Source organism: Cumulibacter manganitolerans (genome assembly GCF_009602465.1).
Taxonomy (GTDB): domain Bacteria; phylum Actinomycetota; class Actinomycetes; order Mycobacteriales; family Antricoccaceae; genus Cumulibacter; species Cumulibacter manganitolerans.
This window is the reverse complement of sequence record NZ_WBKP01000023.1, coordinates 1-13,405: the sequence shown is the minus strand read 5'-3', so window position 1 is coordinate 13,405 and position 13,405 is coordinate 1. Positions and strand designations below refer to the sequence as shown.

The 13,405-nt window shown below is 70.9% G+C and carries 13 protein-coding genes; 10 read left to right on the top strand and 3 right to left on the bottom strand.

All coding sequences use genetic code 11. The annotated features are described in order from the left end of the window. Positions 1–6: 6 nt before the first annotated feature. Both F8A92_RS10000 and F8A92_RS09995 read left to right on the top strand, forming a co-directional pair. Positions 7–564 (top strand): COG4315 family predicted lipoprotein, encoded by a 558-nt coding sequence (locus F8A92_RS10000; protein ID WP_153505016.1) that lies wholly within the window; start codon positions 7–9, stop codon positions 562–564. After that, positions 548–1,006 (top strand): hypothetical protein, encoded by a 459-nt coding sequence (locus tag F8A92_RS09995; protein WP_153505015.1) that lies wholly within the window; start codon positions 548–550, stop codon positions 1,004–1,006. Before F8A92_RS10000 ends, F8A92_RS09995 begins: the two co-directional genes overlap by 17 nt. Here F8A92_RS09995 and F8A92_RS09990 read toward each other — a convergent pair. After that, positions 995–1,561 carry a DUF1707 SHOCT-like domain-containing protein gene (locus F8A92_RS09990; RefSeq protein ID WP_153505014.1) on the bottom strand — a complete coding sequence of 189 codons (567 nt, stop codon included), beginning with the start codon at positions 1,559–1,561 and terminating at the stop codon, positions 995–997. The genes F8A92_RS09995 and F8A92_RS09990 overlap by 12 nt on opposite strands. A 170-nt stretch (positions 1,562–1,731) precedes the next feature. Between F8A92_RS09990 and F8A92_RS09985 the strand changes: the two genes are divergently transcribed. Further along, positions 1,732–2,316: a glycosyltransferase family 2 protein gene (locus F8A92_RS09985; protein WP_153505058.1), complete on the top strand. Its 585-nt coding sequence runs from the start codon at positions 1,732–1,734 to the stop codon at positions 2,314–2,316. Here F8A92_RS09985 and F8A92_RS18595 read toward each other — a convergent pair. Both F8A92_RS18595 and F8A92_RS09975 read right to left on the bottom strand, forming a co-directional pair. Next, positions 2,244–3,077 carry a hypothetical protein gene (locus F8A92_RS18595; RefSeq protein ID WP_194291438.1) on the bottom strand — a complete coding sequence of 278 codons (834 nt, stop codon included), beginning with the start codon at positions 3,075–3,077 and terminating at the stop codon, positions 2,244–2,246. The two genes, F8A92_RS09985 and F8A92_RS18595, sit on opposite strands and share 73 nt — an antisense overlap. A 40-nt stretch (positions 3,078–3,117) precedes the next feature. Continuing rightward, positions 3,118–4,077, bottom strand: coding sequence for an NAD(P)H-dependent flavin oxidoreductase (locus F8A92_RS09975; protein ID WP_153505013.1), 960 nt, complete (start codon positions 4,075–4,077; stop codon positions 3,118–3,120). Positions 4,078–4,215: 138 nt separating this feature from the next. Here F8A92_RS09975 and F8A92_RS09970 point away from each other — a divergent pair, with 138 nt between their 5' ends. The 7 genes from F8A92_RS09970 to F8A92_RS09940 all read left to right on the top strand — a co-directional run. Then, complete coding sequence (locus F8A92_RS09970; RefSeq protein WP_153505012.1) at positions 4,216–5,484, top strand: nitrate/nitrite transporter; 1,269 nt, start codon at positions 4,216–4,218, stop codon at positions 5,482–5,484. Continuing rightward, positions 5,468–6,238, top strand: a complete 771-nt coding sequence (locus tag F8A92_RS09965) for a helix-turn-helix transcriptional regulator (protein WP_153505011.1) — start codon at positions 5,468–5,470, stop codon at positions 6,236–6,238. Before F8A92_RS09970 ends, F8A92_RS09965 begins: the two co-directional genes overlap by 17 nt. Position 6,239: 1 nt before the next feature. Beyond that, on the top strand, positions 6,240–9,926 hold the full coding sequence (locus F8A92_RS09960; RefSeq protein WP_153505010.1) for a nitrate reductase subunit alpha: 3,687 nt from the start codon (positions 6,240–6,242) through the stop codon (positions 9,924–9,926). 28 nt (positions 9,927–9,954) lie between these two features. Then, positions 9,955–11,616 carry a nitrate reductase subunit beta gene (gene narH / locus F8A92_RS09955; protein WP_153505009.1) on the top strand — a complete coding sequence of 554 codons (1,662 nt, stop codon included), beginning with the start codon at positions 9,955–9,957 and terminating at the stop codon, positions 11,614–11,616. Continuing rightward, positions 11,613–12,329, top strand: coding sequence for a nitrate reductase molybdenum cofactor assembly chaperone (gene narJ, locus F8A92_RS09950; RefSeq protein WP_228389343.1), 717 nt, complete (start codon positions 11,613–11,615; stop codon positions 12,327–12,329). Before narH ends, narJ begins: the two co-directional genes overlap by 4 nt. Further along, on the top strand, positions 12,326–13,087 hold the full coding sequence (gene narI, locus F8A92_RS09945; RefSeq protein WP_153505008.1) for a respiratory nitrate reductase subunit gamma: 762 nt from the start codon (positions 12,326–12,328) through the stop codon (positions 13,085–13,087). The genes narJ and narI overlap by 4 nt, the downstream gene beginning before the upstream one ends. A gap of 3 nt (positions 13,088–13,090) precedes the next feature. Then, the coding region (locus tag F8A92_RS09940; protein ID WP_153505007.1) for an NTP transferase domain-containing protein at positions 13,091–13,405 on the top strand (315 nt) is incomplete at its 3' end.

Genomic DNA, 13,405 nt, shown 5'->3' with positions numbered 1-13,405 from the left:
AAGGGCATGAGCATCCATCACGCACAGCACCCGCTCGGCCGGGTCGGGCTCGGGCTCGTCACCGCCGTCGCCACCGTCACCCTCGCCGCCTGCGGTTCCTCCGGAAGCGGATACGGGTCGAGCAGCACCACGCCGGCCGCCTCGGGCGCCGGCTCCGGCGCGGGCTCCGGCTCGTCGACCCCGGCCCTGCACACGACGTCCATCAGCCTCGGCACGATCCTCGTCGACGGCAGCGGCCGCACGATCTACTACTTCGCCGGCGACAAGGGGACGACGTCCTCGTGCACCGGCGCCTGCGCGACCAACTGGCCGCCGGTCCCGGCACCGGCCTCCACCGCGTCGGCCCCCGGCATCAGCGCCCCCCTCGGGTCGACGACCCGCTCGGACGGCGCCAAGCAGCTGACCGTCGACGGCCACCCCGTCTACACGTTCGTCGGCGACAAGGCGCCGGGCGATGCCAACGGCCAGGGCAAGATGCTCAACGGCGGCCTGTGGACGGTGGTCTCCCCCGACGGCAAGGCGGTCAGCGGATCGGGGACGACGACCGGTGCCTACGGATACTGATCGGCGGCAGGGCGCGATCGCGCTCGCCGCGCTGACCGCGGCCGCCCTGGTGGTGGACGGCGTCGTGCACCTCGCCGTCGCCGGCCGCTACGAGGTACCCGGCGGCGGACTGCTCACCGAGAGCAACCTGTTCCGGGCGCAGGCCGCCGTCGCCCTCCTCGCCGCGGTATGGGTCATCGCGCGGCCACGACCGCTCGCCTTCGCCGTCGCTGCTGTGGTCGCCGGGATCGCTGCCATCGCGGTGATCGCGTACACCTACGTCGACATCGGTCCGATCGGTCCGCTGCCGGACCTGTACGAGCCCACGTGGGCGGCATCGGGCAAGGTGCTCTCCATGGTCGCGGAGGTGTGCGCGGTGCCGTTGGCCATCGCCGGCGCTGTCGCGACGAGGCGCCGGCGTGGTCGCCGGCGCCTCGTCGCAGGTCGCGCGCTACGCGTGTGACCGGCTGCGCCGTGCCCGCACCCGGCGTACGACGACGTACCCGGTCGCGGCGAGCGCGATCAGCCCGAGCACGGTGAGCGCTCCGCCGAAGAACCCCCAGGCCGCACCGTGGTCGGCGACCTGCGCGTGCCCGGCGCCCAGCCGATCGCCCATCCGATCGCGCATGCGATCGCCCATCGGTCCCCCGCGGCCGCCACGCCACTCCCGCGGCCCGTCGTCGAAGGCCACCGCGGCGATCGTCAGCGCGGCCAGCGCCGCGGCGAGCACCACCCAGACCGCTCGCGGCACCTGGCCGAGCATCGCGCCGGCCGCCCGCGCCCGACCGCGAAGCCGGCCGGACGACGGGTCGGTCAGCTGCGCGGAGCCGGGGAGGTCACGCACCAGAACATCGAGATCGTCCTGGGTACGGCCCGCATGCGCGGCCTCGACGCGTTCATGGAACTCGTCGACGTCGAGCTGCCCGAGGGCGTGGGCCGTGGCCAGCCGATCGGCCGTCTGCTGCCGCTCGGCGTCGCCGATGCGCAGGCGGCCGGGTTCCAACGGAGAGTCGTTCATCAAGCTTCCTTACTCGAACGGGATGGCTAGAAACTAGGGGCGCCGGCTGTGCGAGGGCCCAAGCCGGCCTGTGCACAGCCTGTCGACGGCGGCCGGGCCGACGTCGTTTGTCGGACGACCACGGGGGTACTGAGGGGAGAGGTCGAGCCAAGACCCTCGAGGGGGGAAAGATGTCCGAACGCCGAGTCACCGCGGTGATGATCACCCACAACCGTCGCGCGGAGGCGGACCGGGCATTGACGCGCCTCGAGGGGCTGCCCGAGCAACCGCCGATCATCGTGATCGACAACGGTTCCACCGACGGCACGGCCGAGATGGTGGCCGACCGGCACCCCGACGCGACCCTGATCACGCCGGGCGAGAACCTGGGAGCGGTGGGTCGGAACCTCGGTGTGGCACGCGCGAGGACGCCCTATGTCGCATTCTGCGACGACGACACCTGGTACGACCCCGGCGCCCTGACCGCGGCCGCGGACCAGCTCGATCGCCACCCTCGACTCGCCGTCGTCACCGCCAGCCGGGATCCCCTGGGTGCTGCGCGACCGAGCCGTCGTGCCGCCGCATGTGGAACGCGGCTACCGCGCGTTGGATCACATGCAGCTCGACGGCAAGGCGCGTTCCTACGTCTCCTAGGCCGTCGCCTCGCCCCTCGACCCGGAGCGTCCGGGCGGTCGCCGCGCCTTCAGCCGTCGTCTCGCGGATCCGCCGGACCCCGCGAGCCACGCTCGCCGCCGTGGTGGTGGCGATGTCCGTGACAGTCCGGCCCGTGCCCGTGGCCCCCCTCGTGGCCGCGGCCGTCGGGACGACGCCGCCCGCGCGGTCCACCCGGCTCGCCGAGGCCGCGCGCGAGCATCCGGCCCAGCTGCCTCAGCATCTCGGGGTCGACGCCGGGCCCGAAGTCCCCGCGCGGGCCGAAGCCCGGGCGTCCGGGGCCGAAGCCCGGGCCGCCGCGCCGGGGTCCGTAGCCGCGGCCGAACCCCGACCCACCCTGGGGGCCGGGCCCGAAGCCGGGACCGCCGCCGCGAGGACCGCGCCGCCGCGCCACCTGGCTCACGATGAGCTCGGTCAGGTAGGCGTTGGTCGACATGCCCTCCTTCTCGGCCCGGCGGTCGACCTTGTCCTTGGCCCACTTGGGCAGCCGCAGAGAGAACCGGACCAGCGACTCGTCGTCGTCCTCGTCCCCCGCCTCCGGCTCCGGTTCGCCCTCGCCCTCGGGCTCGGCGGACGAGTCGTCGTCCGTCTCGTCGTACGACGCGAGCTGGGCCACGGAGATGCCGTGCTCGTCGATGACGAACTCGGGGTTGCCCGCGACCAGCGTCATGCTGACATCGGCAGTGGCCAGCTCGTCGTTGATCTCATTCGTGGCGTCCGAGATCGCCTCGATGAGCGCGAGGCGCACGGACGGCTCCACCGTTGACGCCACGCGCGACGCCACATCCTGGGTGCGATCATCGGCCAGCGAGGTAGCGGCGTCGAAGCCCTCGCGTACTTTGCCGAGATAGTTCGAAATATCCATGGCGCCAACCGTAACGCCATCTATGACGTCATGCAAGGCGTCATGCGTCGGCGATCACCAATCCCCGCGCCAGATCGGCGACGATGTCCGCGGCGGGCTGCACGCCGGTGATCCGCTCGGCTCCGCAGCCGGCGTACAGCGCCATCTCGCCGATCTCGCCGGTCATGCCGCTCACCGGCGGCCGGTCGTCGTAGCGCGGAACCGGTGCGCCGTTCGGCGTGGCGGCGATCGGGTCACGCCCGGCCCGCACGCCGTCACGCAGGTACGTCTCCACGGTGGCGTTGCGCAGTACCCGGTGCGGCGCGTCCTTCCACGACGAGTCGAAGCAGTCTGCGGTCCAGACCGTCGCGTCCGGCCCGGCGTCGACGATCGCCCGCTGGTACGCCGGGTGCGCGCGGGCCTCGGAGGCGACGACGAAGCGGGTGCCGACCCACACCCCGCACGCGCCGAGACGGACGACCGCGGCCACGTCGTCCGCGGTGGCGATGCCCCCGGCGGCGATCACCGGCAGCTCGCAGGCCGCCACGATGTCGGCGAGCAGCCGGTGCAGCGGCTGCGTCCCGTACACGTGGCCGCCGGCCTCCACGCCCTGGGCGACCAGCACGTCGACGCCTGCCTGCTCTGCGGTCTTGGCGTCCTCCACGCTGCCGACCGTGTGCAGATGCAGCGCCGAGGACGGCGAGACGAGGCGTGCCGCCTCGGTCGGATCGCCCCAGAACGTCGATATGACGGGGATCCCGAGCTCGATGGCCTGGAGGAGGCCGGCGTGGACGTCGAACTCGAGCACGAAGTTCGCGCCGAACGTACCGTCGGTGCGGGCGCGCACGGCCTCCACCGAACGGGTCAGCAGCGCGGGCGGCAGCCAGGTGGCCGCCAGCATCCCGACGCCGCCCGCATCGGCGACGGCCGCGCACAGCTCGGGTCCGGAGACCGGACCCATGGGCGCCTGGATGATGCCGAGCGGCGAGGGGAGCGGCCATCGGCCAGGTGAAGCACTCATGCCCGCAGTCTGGCACGCGAATCAGTGCGCCGGGCGGCGTAGATCACCCTGCGACACGCCGGTCGAGTCTTCACAAGAATCTCACCCCGCGCTAATTTAATTGAGTCAAATCCGGGATCACTTCCAAGGACGGCGATCATGAACGTCGCGCATCCCCACCCTTCCTCCGCCCGCTCCGCGAACCCGGCCGCCGCCGCGCCCGCCGCGACCGGCAGCCCCTGGCTCCAGCTGATCATGGCCACCGTCGGCTTCGCGGTGAACTTCTGGGCGTGGGCGCTGATCAGCCCCCTCGGACCCCTCTTCCGCCAGAACGGGCAGCTCGGCCCGCTGACCGAGGGCGACGTCGCGCTCATGGTCGCCGTGCCGGTCGTCGTCGGCTCCCTCGGGCGGATCATCGTCGGCGCGCTGACCGACAAGTACGGCGGACGACGGATGTTCCCCATCATCTCCGTCACCACGATCATCCCGGTGCTGGTCATCGGCCTGTGGGCGCAGAGCTCCTACGCCGCGGTGCTCGTCTTCGGCTTCTTCCTCGGCATCGCGGGCACCTCGTTCGCCGTCGGCGTCCCGTTCGTGAACGCCTGGTTCCCACCGGCCAAGCGCGGCCTGGCCATCGGAATCTTCGGCGCGGGCATGGGCGGCACCGCGATCAGCGCCCTGACGACCGTCCCGCTGTGGAAGAACGTCGGCTCGTCGGCGCCGTTCGTCATCTGCGCGATCGTGCTCGCGGCATACGCCGTCCTGGCGTGGCTGATCATGCGCGACGCCCCGGACCGCGTGATCCCGACCGCCTCGCTCGGCTCCCGGCTGGCGGCGAACTCCCGGCTGGCCATCACCTGGCAGGCCTCGATCCTCTACGCGGTGGCCTTCGGCGGCTACGTCGCGTTCTCGGTCTACCTGCCCGCCTACCTCAAGAACGCCTACGGACTGGACCCCGCCGACGCGTCCAACCGGATGGCCGGGTTCGTGGTGATCGCGGTGCTCATGCGCCCGGTCGGCGGCTGGCTGTCCGACCGGCTGGGCAACGCCATCCCGGTCCTCACCGGCGTCTTCGCCGTCGTCGCCGTCTGTGCGGCCATCGCGTCCGGGAACCCGCCTCTGAAGGGAATCGGCACCGTGGCGTTCCTGGTCATGGCCGCGGCCCTCGGCGCCGGCTCGGGCGCGACGTTCGCGCTGATCGCGGAGTCGACCGACCCCGCGCGAGTGGGCGGTGTGACCGGCATCGTCGGCGCCGCCGGCGGCCTGGGCGGGTTCGTCCCCCCGCTGATCATGGGCGCGATCTACGGCCAGACGCAGTCCTATGCGATCGGGCTGTGGATGCTCGCCGGCGCGGCCGCGCTGACGCTCCTGCTGACCGTGACCGCCGTCCGGCACACCAAGCAGCGGGCCGATGCCGACGCCGTCTGAGGCCCACCAGGAGCCGAGCCTTCCGCTGACCCCGCAGGCCGGCCCCCGGCCCGCGGGGTCGGCGGTGCGCCGCCGCATCGTCGAGGAGCTCGAGCAGCGCCCCGACGAGGGCCTCACAGCGGTCGAGCTGGCCGGGGTCCTCGGCGTGCACACGTCGACCGCCCGGTTCCACCTTGACCAGCTCGTGTACCGCCACACCCTCGATGCGGCCTTCGAGCGCCGCGGCGTCGGGCGGCCGCGCAAGGTCTACCGGCTCTCCCCCGGCCGGGCACCGGTCGCGCTGCCCGAGCAGCAGGCCAGCTCGCTCGGCCTGCTGACCGGACTGCTCACCGAGATGGTCGCCTCGCAGGGCAGCCGGCTCACCACACCGGACGAGGCGGGACAGCGCTGGGCGGCGGCCAACGTGCGTCCCGATGCGCCGGCCACGCCGGCGCGTACCCAGCGCGAGTGGCTGCACAAGGTCCGCAGCCTGATGCACGTCCTCTCCTCCTGGGGCTACGGGCCCACCGTCACCGCGCACGCCACGGATCGCGAGGCCGAGATCGTTCTGACGCACTGCCCGTTCCGCGACCTCGCCAAGGCCAACCCCGACGTCGTGTGCGGCATCCACCGCGGATTGATCCGCGGCTCCATGCAGGGTCTCGGCGAGCAGCACACCGAGGTCGACCTCGTCCCGTTCGCGCAGGGCGGCGACGCCTGCATCGCGCACCTCTACGATCCCCAGTCCACCGACGTACCGCCGAAGGAGTCCTGACATGACAACCTCGAGGCTCGACGGGCCGCTCAGCGCGGCGCTCGTCGGCACCCGCCGGTTCTTCACGACCGCCGAGGTCTCCGCCGACCACCGCACCCTGTTCCGGGAGGGTGGCCGCCAGGGCGACTCGTTCTACCGCGACCGCTGGAGCCACGACAAGGTCGTGCGCTCGACCCACGGGGTGAACTGCACCGGCTCGTGCTCGTGGAAGGTGTACGTCAAGGACGGCATCATCACCTGGGAGGCGCAGCAGACCGACTACCCCTCGACCGGGCCGGACAAGCCGGAGTACGAGCCGCGCGGGTGCCCGCGCGGCGCGGCGTTCTCCTGGTACACCTACTCGCCGACCCGGGTGCGCTACCCCTACCTGCGCGGCGCGCTGCTCGAGATGTACCGGGAGGCCAAAGCGCACTACAGCGATCCGGTCGTCGCCTGGGCGTCCATCGTGCAGGATCCGCAGAAGGCGGCGCGGTACAAGTCCGCGCGCGGCAAGGGCGGCCTGGTGCGCAGCACCTGGGCGGAGGCCGTCGAGATCGTCGCGGCCGCGCACGTCTACACGATCAAGCGCTGGGGACCCGACCGGATCGCCGGCTTCTCCCCCATCCCCGCGATGTCGCAGGTCTCCTACGTCTCGGGCGCCCGGTTCAACGAGCTCATCGGCGCCCCGATGCTTTCCTTCTACGACTGGTATGCAGACCTGCCGGTCGCCAGCCCGCAGATGTTCGGCGACCAGACCGACGTACCGGAGTCCGGTGACTGGTGGGACGCCGGCTACCTGATCATGTGGGGATCGAACGTCCCGCTGACGCGCACCCCGGACGCGCACTGGATGACCGAGGCGCGGTACCGCGGCCAGAAGGTCATCGCGGTCGCTCCCGACTACGCCGAGAACGTCAAGTTCGCCGACGAGTGGGTCTCCGCCGCGCCGGGCACCGACGCCGCGCTGGCGATGGCGATGGGGCACGTGGTCCTCAAGGAGTTCTTCGTCGACCGCAGCACCGGGTTCTTCGACGACTACACCACCAAGTACACCGACCTGCCGTTCCTGGTCGCGCTCGACGAGCAGGACGACGGCACGTACCGCACCGGGAAGTTCCTGGTCGCCGCCGACCTGGCCGACCACCCGAAGGCGGCCTCGGAGAACGCGGAGTGGAAGCCGACGGTCTTCGACCGGGCGACCGGCGAGGTGGTGGTTCCCAACGGGACCCTCGGTGACCGGTTCGGTGACGAGGGTGTCGGCAAGTGGAACCTCGACCTGGAAGGCATCCAGCCCGCGCTGAGCATGCTGGACAGCGACGAGGCACCGGTCGAGGTCATCCTCCCGCGTTTCGACGCCCTCGACGGGCAGGCCGTCCAGCAGCGCCGCGGTGTGCCGGTCCGGCGGGTCGGCGACCGGTTGGTCACGACCGTCTTCGACCTGATGCTCGCGCAGTACGGTGTCGCCCGCGACGGGCTCCCGGGCAGCTGGCCGACCGGATACGACGACGCCGACGCGGCGTACACGCCCGCGTGGCAGGAGTCCATCACGTCGGTGCCGGCCGCCCAGTGCGCGCGGATCGCCCGCGAGTTCGCCCAGAACTCGGTCGACACCCAGGGCCGCTCGATGATCCTGATGGGCGCCGGGACCAACCACTGGTACCACTCCGACCTGATCTACCGCGCGATGCTGATGCTCACCACGATCACCGGCTGCCAGGGCCGCAACGGCGGCGGCTGGGCGCACTACGTCGGCCAGGAGAAGGTCCGCCCGCTGATGGGCTTCCAGCACGCGGCCTTCGCGCTGGACTGGCACCGGCCGCCGCGGCACATGAACCAGACGGCGTACTGGTACGTGAACACCAGCCAGTACCGCTACGACACCTACCGCGCCGACGACATCGGCGCCGGGATGGGCGCCTTCCCCGACATGTCGGTGATGGACCTGCTCGCGAAGTCCGTACGGCTGGGCTGGACGCCGAGCTACCCGACGTTCAACCGCTCCTCGATCGCGCTCGCCGACGAGGCGGCCGAGGCCGGTCAGGACGTCAAGGACTACGTCGTCGACCAGCTCAAGTCGGGCGCGCTGTCCTTCGCCGTCGAGGATCCCGAGGCAGAGGAGAACTGGCCGCGGGTGCTCACCCTGTGGCGCGCCAACCTGTTCGGAAGCTCGGCGAAGGGCGACGAGTACTTCCTCAAGCACCTGCTGGGCACCGAGAACGCCGTCAACGCCGCGCAGGCCGCCCCCGAGCAGCGCCCGCGCACCGTGGCCTGGCCCGAGCAGATCCCGGACGGCAAGCTCGACCTGCTGATGACGATCGACTTCCGGATGACGAGCTCGACGATGCTCTCGGACGTCGTCCTGCCGGCCGCCACATGGTACGAGAAGCACGACATCAACACCACGGACATGCACCCGTTCATCCACTCCTTCAACCCGGCCATCGCGCCGCCGTGGCAGTCGAAGACGGACTGGGACGCCTGGAAGGAGATCGCCAAGCGGTTCAGCGAGCTGGCCGCCGAGCACCTGGGCACCCGCACCGACCTGGTGGCCAAGCCGCTGTGGCACGACACCCCGGAGGCGATGGCGACCCCGCACGGCGTCGTCCGCGACTGGAAGACCGGCGAGTGCGAGCCGGTGCCGGGCAAGACGCTGCCGGTGCTGGTTCCGGTCGAGCGCGACTACGCGGCCGTGTACGACAAGATGACCGCGGTCGGCCCGCTGCTGGAGAAGCTGGGCACCGCCTGCAAGGGCATCGTCTACGACGTCACGTCTGAGGTCGAGCGGCTCGGGCGCGCCAACGGCCTGCGCCACGGCGGTCCGGCCGACGGCCGGCCCCGGCTGGACACCGACGTGCAGGTGGCCGAGATGATCATGAGCCTCTCCGGAGCCACCAACGGCCACCTCGCCACGCAGGGCTTCAAGACCCAGGAGAAGCGCACCGGGCAGCTGATGCACGACTTGGCCGCCGAGCACGAGGGCAAGCGGGTGACGTTCGCCGACACGCAGCAGGCCCCGGTGCCGGTCATCACCACGCCGGAGTGGTCGGGATCGGAGTCCGGCGGACGCCGCTACGCGCCGTTCACGATCAACATCGAGCGGCTCAAGCCGTTCCACACCCTCACCGGCCGGCAGCAGTTCTACCTCGACCACGACTGGGTGCTCGGGATGGGCGAAAGCCTGCCGACGTACCGCCCGCCGCTGAACATGACGCAGCTGTTCGGCGAGACGGCGCTGGGCACGACCAACGAGCTCGGCGTGTCGGTGCGCTACCTGACCCCGCACAACAAGTGGTCGATCCACTCGGAGTACCAGGACAACCTGTTCATGCTGTCGCTGTCGCGCGGCGGCCAGTCGGTCTGGATGTCGGACAAGGACGCCGCGAAGATCGGCGTCAAGGACAACGACTGGATCGAGGCGGTGAACCGCAACGGCGTGGTCGCGGCACGGGCCGTCGTCTCGCACCGCATGCCCGAGGGCACGGTGTTCATGCACCACGCCCAGGACCGGCTGATCGACGTACCGCTGACCGAGACGAACGGCAAGCGCGGCGGCATCCACAACTCGATGACCCGCATCATGGTCAAGCCGAGCCACCTGATCGGCGGGTACGCGCAGCTGTCGTACTTCTTCAACTACATCGGCCCGACGGGCAACAACCGCGACGAGGTCACGATGATCCGCAAGCGCACGACCCCGATCACCTACTAGGCAACCGATCCAGGCAGAGGAGAACGACATGCGCGTCATGGCACAGATGGCCATGGTCATGAATCTGGACAAGTGCATCGGGTGCCACACCTGCTCGGTCACCTGCAAGCAGGCATGGACCAACCGGGCCGGCACCGAGTACGTCTGGTTCAACAACGTCGAGACCCGCCCGGGCCTCGGGTACCCCCGCACCTACGAGGACCAGGAGACCTGGCAGGGCGGCTGGGTGCGGGACCGCCGCGGGCGCCTGCAGCTCAAGGCCGGCGGCCGGTTCAAGAAGCTGGCGAGCATCTTCAGCAACCCGAAGATGCCGAGCATCCAGGACTACTACGAGCCCTGGACGTACGACTACGAGACGCTGCTCAACGCGCCTGCGCAGAAGAGCTTCCCCGTCGCGCGGCCGTACTCCCTGATCTCCGGCGAGCAGATGAACGTCTCCTGGTCGGCGAACTGGGACGACGACCTCGGCGGCTCGCAGGAGCACGCGGTCCGCGACGAGATGTTCAAGGGCATCGAGGACAAGGTGAAGCTCGAGTTCGAGCAGACCTTCATGTTCTACCTGCCGCGGATCTGCGAGCACTGCCTGAACCCGTCGTGCGCGGCGTCCTGCCCGAGCGGCGCGATCTACAAGCGCAGCGAGGACGGCATCGTGCTGGTCGACCAGGACCGCTGCCGCGGCTGGCGCATGTGCATCTCGGGCTGCCCCTACAAGAAGGTGTACTTCAACCACAAGACCGGCAAGGCGGAGAAGTGCACGTTCTGCTACCCCCGCGTCGAGGTCGGCATCCCGACCGTCTGCTCCGAGACCTGCGTGGGCCGGCTGCGCTACATCGGCCTGATGCTGTACGACGCCGACAAGGTGCTCGAGGCGGCGGCGATCGAGGACGAGCACGCGCTCTACGAGGCGCAGCGCTCCGTCTTCCTCGACCCCGATGACCCGGCCGTGCAGCAGGCGGCCCGCGAGGCCGGCATCCAGGACGACTGGATCGCCGCCGCACAGCGCTCGCCGGTCAAGCGGCTGATCATGGACTACCGCATCGCGCTGCCGCTGCACCCGGAGTACCGCACCATGCCGATGGTCTGGTACATCCCGCCGCTGTCGCCGGTCGTGGACGTCGTCAAGGACAGCGGCCACGACGCCGAGGACTACGGCAACCTGTTCGGCGCGATCGACGCGCTGCGGATTCCGATGCAGTACCTCGCCAACCTGTTCACCGCCGGTGACACCGCGCCGGTCGAACGCGTGCTGCGCACCATGGCGGCCATGCGCTCCTACATGCGCGACATCAACCTCGGACGCGACCCGGACGACTCGATCCCCGCCGCGGTGGGCATGTCGGGCGAGGAGATGTACGAGATGTTCCGGCTCCTGGCGATCGCCAAGTACAGCGAGCGGTATGTCATCCCCGCAGCGCACTCCGAGCAGGCGCACGCCCTCGAGGAGCTCGCCACCGACTGCCCGGTGAGCGAGTACGGCGGCGGCAACCCGGAGATCTTCGGCGAGGGGTCGGGCGGCGTGACGCCGGTCGCCGTCGAGAACTTCCGGATGCTGCAGGAGCGGCAGACCTCCGACTCCTTCGACACCGAGCTCATCGGTGGCGGCTCGGCCCGTGGACGGGTGAACCTGCTGAACTGGGACGGCAAGGGCATGCCCGACGGGCTGTTCCCCGATCGCGGCGGTGAGCGATGATGCGCTGGAACCGGAACCGGCGCAGCGAGCCGACGCTTCCGGTCGATGCGATGCAGGCCGTCTGGCAGTCGGTGTCGCTGCTGCTGGAGTACCCCGGCGACGACTTCGCCGACCGCCTCGACGCGGTCGCGTCCGTCGTCCCGCAGCTGCCGGGCGCGGCCGGGGCGGCGCTGGAGACGTTCGTGCGCGACGCGCGATCGGACCTGGCCGCCCTGCAGACGGAGTACGTCGACACCTTCGACGTCACCCGCAAGTGCTGCCTGCACCTGACGTACTACACGCACGGTGACACCCGCCGGCGCGGCGCAGCGCTGGTGCAGTTCAAGCAGGCCTACCGGCGATCCGGCGTACGGCTCGACGACGAGGACGCCGAGCTGCCGGACTACCTGCCGGTGGTGCTGGAGTTCGGGGCGTTCACCGACCACGCCGCCGCGTGGAAGCTGCTGAACGACCACCGGGTCGGCATCGAGCTGCTGCGGCTCGCGCTGGCCCGGCGCGAGTCCCGCTGGCTGCCGGTGATCGAGGCGCTGCGCGCGACGTTGCCGCGCCTCGACGGCGACGATCACGAGGCGCTGGCGGCGCTGATCGCCGCCGGGCCGCCGTCCGAGGAGGTCGGCCTGGACAGCTCGCCGTACTCCCTCGACCCCCGCCTCGACCCCAAGCCGGGCAGCCATGACCTCGGCGCGACCATTCCGATCGGAGCCCCGAGATGACGACGTTCCTGTGGGTGATCTTCCCGTACATCTGCCTGGCGGTGTTCGTGGTCGGGCACTTCTGGCGCTACCGCTACGACAAGTTCGGCTGGACGACGCGCAGCTCGCAGCTGTACGAGTCGCGGCTGCTGCGCTGGGGCAGCCCGCTGTTCCACTTCGGCATGCTGGGCGTGGTCGGCGGCCACATCATCGGGCTGCTGATCCCCCAGTCGTGGACCGACGCCGTCGGGCTCAGCCGCGAGGCCTACCACCTGATCGCGCTGGTCGGCGGGCTGATCGCCGGCATCATGGCCGTGGTCGGCATGGTCATCCTCATCTACCGGCGCCGGGTCACCGGTCCGGTGTTCAGCGCCACGACGGTGATGGACAAGGTGATGTACGCCTTCCTGGGCGCGGTGATCTTCCTGGGGATCTGGAACACCATCGCCTCGGGTGTCTTCGGTCTCGGCGGCGAGTACAACTACCGCGACGGCGTCAGCCCGTACTTCCGCAGCATCTTCACCTTCAACCCGAAGCCGGAGCTCATGGCGTCCGCGCCGGTCGGGTTCCAGCTGCACGCGCTGGTCGCGTTCGCGCTGTTCGCGCTGTGGCCGTTCACCCGCCTCGTGCACGTCTTCAGCGCGCCGATCGGCTACCTGACGCGGCCGTACATCGTGTACCGCTCGCGGGACACGCGTCCCGGGGCCGGGACCGGCAGCCGGGCGCCGCAGCGCGGCTGGGACCGTCCCGAGCTGGCGCGGCAGAAGGCGCGCCGCTAACCGATGTCCGACACCGCGCCGTACGACGCGATCATCCTGGCCGGCGGCCGGGGCTCGCGCCTCGGTGGCGTCGACAAGGCCCAGGTCGACCTCGCCGGCGCGCCGCTGATCGACCGTCCGCTCGCGGCCTGCGCGACGGCACGGCGCGTCGTGGTGGTCGGTCCGCCGTCCGCCGTGGCGCATCTGCGGGGCAGCCAGGAACGCTATGCCCCCGATAGCGTCACCGGCAGCCCCGCAGATCGCGTGCAGGTCACGCGCGAGCAGCCGCCCGGCGGCGGTCCGGCCGCGGCGACCGCCGCCGGACTGGCCGCGCTGGAC